Source organism: Corynebacterium sp. AOP40-4SA-5 (genome assembly GCF_052377355.1).
Taxonomy (GTDB): domain Bacteria; phylum Actinomycetota; class Actinomycetes; order Mycobacteriales; family Mycobacteriaceae; genus Corynebacterium.
This window is the reverse complement of the sequence record NZ_JBQSWS010000048.1, coordinates 1-3,354: the sequence shown is the minus strand read 5'-3', so window position 1 is coordinate 3,354 and position 3,354 is coordinate 1. Positions and strand designations below refer to the sequence as shown.

The 3,354-nt window shown below is 63.8% G+C and carries 7 protein-coding genes; all 7 read right to left on the bottom strand.

The window, feature by feature from the left end; translation table 11 throughout:
* Positions 1–104: 104 nt before the first annotated feature.
* Complete coding sequence (locus tag ACT3S3_RS15155) at positions 105–323, bottom strand: hypothetical protein (protein ID WP_441582297.1); 219 nt, start codon at positions 321–323, stop codon at positions 105–107.
* Positions 324–336: 13 nt separating this feature from the next.
* Complete coding sequence (locus ACT3S3_RS15150; protein ID WP_444615225.1) at positions 337–879, bottom strand: hypothetical protein; 543 nt, start codon at positions 877–879, stop codon at positions 337–339.
* Between the two features lie 159 nt (positions 880–1,038).
* Positions 1,039–1,350 carry a hypothetical protein gene (locus ACT3S3_RS15145; RefSeq protein WP_441582295.1) on the bottom strand — a complete coding sequence of 104 codons (312 nt, stop codon included), beginning with the start codon at positions 1,348–1,350 and terminating at the stop codon, positions 1,039–1,041.
* Between the two features lie 42 nt (positions 1,351–1,392).
* A complete protein-coding gene (locus tag ACT3S3_RS15140) occupies positions 1,393–1,812 on the bottom strand; it encodes a hypothetical protein (RefSeq protein ID WP_441582294.1) in 420 nt (139 codons plus the stop codon).
* Positions 1,813–1,983: 171 nt separating this feature from the next.
* On the bottom strand, positions 1,984–2,223 hold the full coding sequence (locus tag ACT3S3_RS15135) for a hypothetical protein (RefSeq protein WP_441582293.1): 240 nt from the start codon (positions 2,221–2,223) through the stop codon (positions 1,984–1,986).
* A gap of 55 nt (positions 2,224–2,278) precedes the next feature.
* On the bottom strand, positions 2,279–2,695 hold the full coding sequence (locus ACT3S3_RS15130) for a hypothetical protein (protein WP_441582292.1): 417 nt from the start codon (positions 2,693–2,695) through the stop codon (positions 2,279–2,281).
* An 81-nt stretch (positions 2,696–2,776) separates the two neighbouring features.
* Positions 2,777–3,007, bottom strand: coding sequence for a DUF732 domain-containing protein (locus ACT3S3_RS15125; protein ID WP_441582291.1), 231 nt, complete (start codon positions 3,005–3,007; stop codon positions 2,777–2,779).
* Positions 3,008–3,354 lie beyond the last annotated feature (347 nt).

Here is a 3,354-nt window from a genome sequence, read left to right as displayed (position 1 = left end):
ACATTAGGGGGTGTGGGGTAGTTATGCGCAAGGCCCCCGAGCCGCGAGGTGCGCGGTGGGGGCCTTGATGAGCTGGGGCGCGGGCGAGCATCCCAGTGGTGAGGTCAGTCGGCGGAGCCGCCTGTGTCAGCGCCTTGCTGTCGTCCGCTGCCCGTGATGCGGATAAGCGCGGCAACGATCAGTCCGACGGTGACGACTGCCGCTGCGGTGACCCATTCGGAGCTGCCTGCGGTGGATATGTACACTGCCGCGATGACAATGACGGCTGCGGCTGCGACCGTAAGGCTCATTCCTCCGGTGAATTCCTTGAATTTTTCGTTCATTTTTTTCCTCCTTCTATAGCAGGTATTCGGCGAAGACGCCGCCACCGCATGAGATCGCGGCAATGAATCCGACTCGTCGCAGGACGAATTTCGCTGCCTTTTGCCAAGTATTGACTTGGGATTCGATAGCTGCCCATGCGCCGACGTTGGCGGTAAGGTCAATTCCGATGCAGGCCCCTACCGTCCTCTTTATTTCATCGGTGACACCCTTGGTCTGGACTAGCGACGCCTTTTCCAAGTCCTGCCCCTTGTCGATGGGAATGACGTCGCCATCCTTGTCCAGGACTACGATCTTGTCGCCGTTGAGGGTCAGAGCTGCAGCGCTCTTGGGAAGCGGGGAATACCCCAGTGAGGTCAGGCTTCTGTTAATGTCGGCCCTGTCCTTGGCGGTCAGGTTCTCGGTGTCACTGTTGGGGTACTCATCAGCGCCCGACTGCACGGCAGTCGCATCGCTGGGCACTGCCGTCGCCCCGTTTGCCACTGTGGGGAATAGGCCTAGCGGAAGGGCTGCCGCGAGAGAGAACACGGCGATTTTATTCCTGATCCCATTTTTCATTTTTGGAACTTCCTGTGAGGGGGGGTGTGGTGACAAGAACGAGGTTATCTACGTGTCATGTCGGCACGCAACTGCGCGGAAGGAATCGTGATGGGATCGTTATCGAATAACCCATAGGGGTAGGGGTGGTCGTGATTCAGCTTCTTCGTTTGCGTCGATTCACCCCTCCACCACCTCCACGGGGCCGACGAGGCGGCGGACCATGCGCCAGCCGTTCCACTGGTTGGCGACTTGCCAGGCGGTGATCTCGGTGTCGGTCCATTCCCAGTCGTAGCCGGGGTACAGCTTGACCATGTGCCCGCCAGCGCCCTGTACCCCGTACTCGTAGGTGCAGGCGGCGATGGTGGCGCGCATTTCCGGGGCGGCGGGGATGTGCCAGTTGTCGATCAGTTCGTACACCTGCTCCCATTTGGCTTCCGACAGGTGCGAGTGGTCCTCCCACAGCGGCTCATGGTGGTGCGGGACGCGCACCAGCCGGGTGACCTCGTCGTGGGCGATGGGCGGAGTTCAGCTTCACTCGTCATCGGTGGGCTCCTCGGGCGTGTAGGCCACGGTGACGGGGCCGAACCTCGCCAGGAGCCCGTCGGCGGGGCTCTGCCAGTCGCGGAAGTCCCATGGACCGAAGGGGCGCTTCTGCCATGCGGCGCCGTCGCGTTCGACCACGACGGACATCGCGGGCAGTGCGTCCAGGTCCTCGGGCCGGTCGATGGCGCGGGCGGGGCGCTCGGCGGTCAGGCGGGCGACGAGGGTGATGCGCTCGGAGCCGACGGGGAGCGCGTTGCCGCGTTCCCAGTAGACGATCCAGCCGGGCCCGTCCGCCTTGAATGCCGGGGCGGGTTCCCCATCATCGACGGAGACGAGCCACGGGCCACCGTCCGGCACGTCAGCGGGGTCGGGCAGGGCGGGCTGGAGTGCGGTGAGCTGAGACTGCACGAGGCTCCCTTCCGGAGTCGTATAGGCGCGGGTCTCGCGAGCTAGCTCTTGCGCTGCCTTGACCCGATCCAGGTCAGCGCGGGCCTCGTCGCATACATGGGAGAGGCACCCATTCTGGTCGGCCAAATGCCGGTTCCACTCAGATCCCTCCTCTGCCTCGCCGGTCAGCCGCTAGTTCTCCTCCTCCACGGCTTCCACACGATCAGCGAGGTAGACGCGCTGGTGCTTCAGCTTGAACTCCACCGGCAGCCCGGACGCCGCCTTCCGCAGCTCGTCGGCGAACGTCGGCGGCGGGACGGGCACCGTGGCGCGAAAGTGGCGGATGACCTTCGCCATCGGGGTCTGATTCGTGTCCGTAGGCGAGTGGGAGTCGCACCAGGCGTGCATCTTCCGGGCGTCGGATTCGGTCACGGTCGAAGTCTGGTCAGGCATTGTAGGCCTTCTGTCGGCTGGCTCGTGCTGCCCGTTATGCCAGGCGCTGCACGACGGTCTGCGGTAGCGGGTCGGGGGCCTTGGAGACGATGGCTTTCTTCACCACGGTGATCCGCTCGTCCGGCGCGACCTTCCACAAGCCGCAGCCGTGCGGGGACATCGCGTCGAGGTAGTCCGGCACCACATAGATGAACCGGTGGACGACCTTCTCCCACGCTCGGCGCTTCCAGTAGGTGTCGCGCTTGAAGTCGTCCGTGGTGACCTCGATCTCGAATGCGGTACGTACCAACGAGTCGAACATCAGGGCGTCGATCCGACGGCTGAACTTGTGCCCCTCTGGTGGCGCGGCCCCTGGTTGGTACCACTCCTCTGTGATCTCGTCGGCGTCCGGCAGATCGTGGTCCTCGATGGCGGGCTGACCTGCAGCGGAGTGTCGATCCCGAGCACACATTTTGTCGTTTAACCCGAGCCCGGCCCCCAGAAGAGACGGAGCGCCGCTTCAACTGGCGGGACGATGGCGGTTCAATTCGGATCAGTACGTGTAGTCGACATGCTGACCGCACTTGCCGACCACCGCGGCCTGCAAGATACGGGTGCCCCGCCACCCGGTTTCGCCTGTCGCTTCCTGAATAACTCCGAGCGCGTCAGCCTGCGCCCTTCCATTGTCGAAGGTGTCGCAAACCGACACGGACAACTGAGCGAACTCCCCGTTCGACACCTCAATCCCCTCGTCCCGCATCATCTGGGCGTAGATCTCGTCCATCAAGCCCGCCCCTGACGGAGCAGGTCGCGAGGAAGACGTCGGGTCGGGCTCGGGCTCCGGATCAACTGTCGGAGTTTCCGTGACGGTGACAGTCCTCCCTACGGTGCGATCCACCGTCTCCGTCACTGTCGATGGCGCGGCTACCTCGCCCCCTGCAGAACCACATGCCGAGAGCGCGAATGCCGCCGCGAGCGCAGTTACGGCCACAGACATCTTCAACGCTCTCATCACTGCTCACCGCCCGGGTACCACAGTTCCCCGCCCACGGTCTCCTGATACATCTCCGAGAACTCATCCTCACTCGGGCTGTGCTGAGGGCAGAAGACGTCCACGGTGGACTTGGGCTG

Excerpts from the sequence above, each read along its gene's own strand:
- ACT3S3_RS15125 (WP_441582291.1), bottom strand. The coding sequence starts at position 3,007 with ATGGACGAGATCTACGCCCAGATGATGCGGGACGAGGGGATTGAGGTG.
- ACT3S3_RS15130 (WP_441582292.1), bottom strand. The coding sequence starts at position 2,695 with ATGTGTGCTCGGGATCGACACTCCGCTGCAGGTCAGCCCGCCATCGAG.
- ACT3S3_RS15150 (WP_444615225.1), bottom strand. The coding sequence starts at position 879 with ATGAAAAATGGGATCAGGAATAAAATCGCCGTGTTCTCTCTCGCGGCA.
- ACT3S3_RS15155 (WP_441582297.1), bottom strand. The coding sequence starts at position 323 with ATGAACGAAAAATTCAAGGAATTCACCGGAGGAATGAGCCTTACGGTC.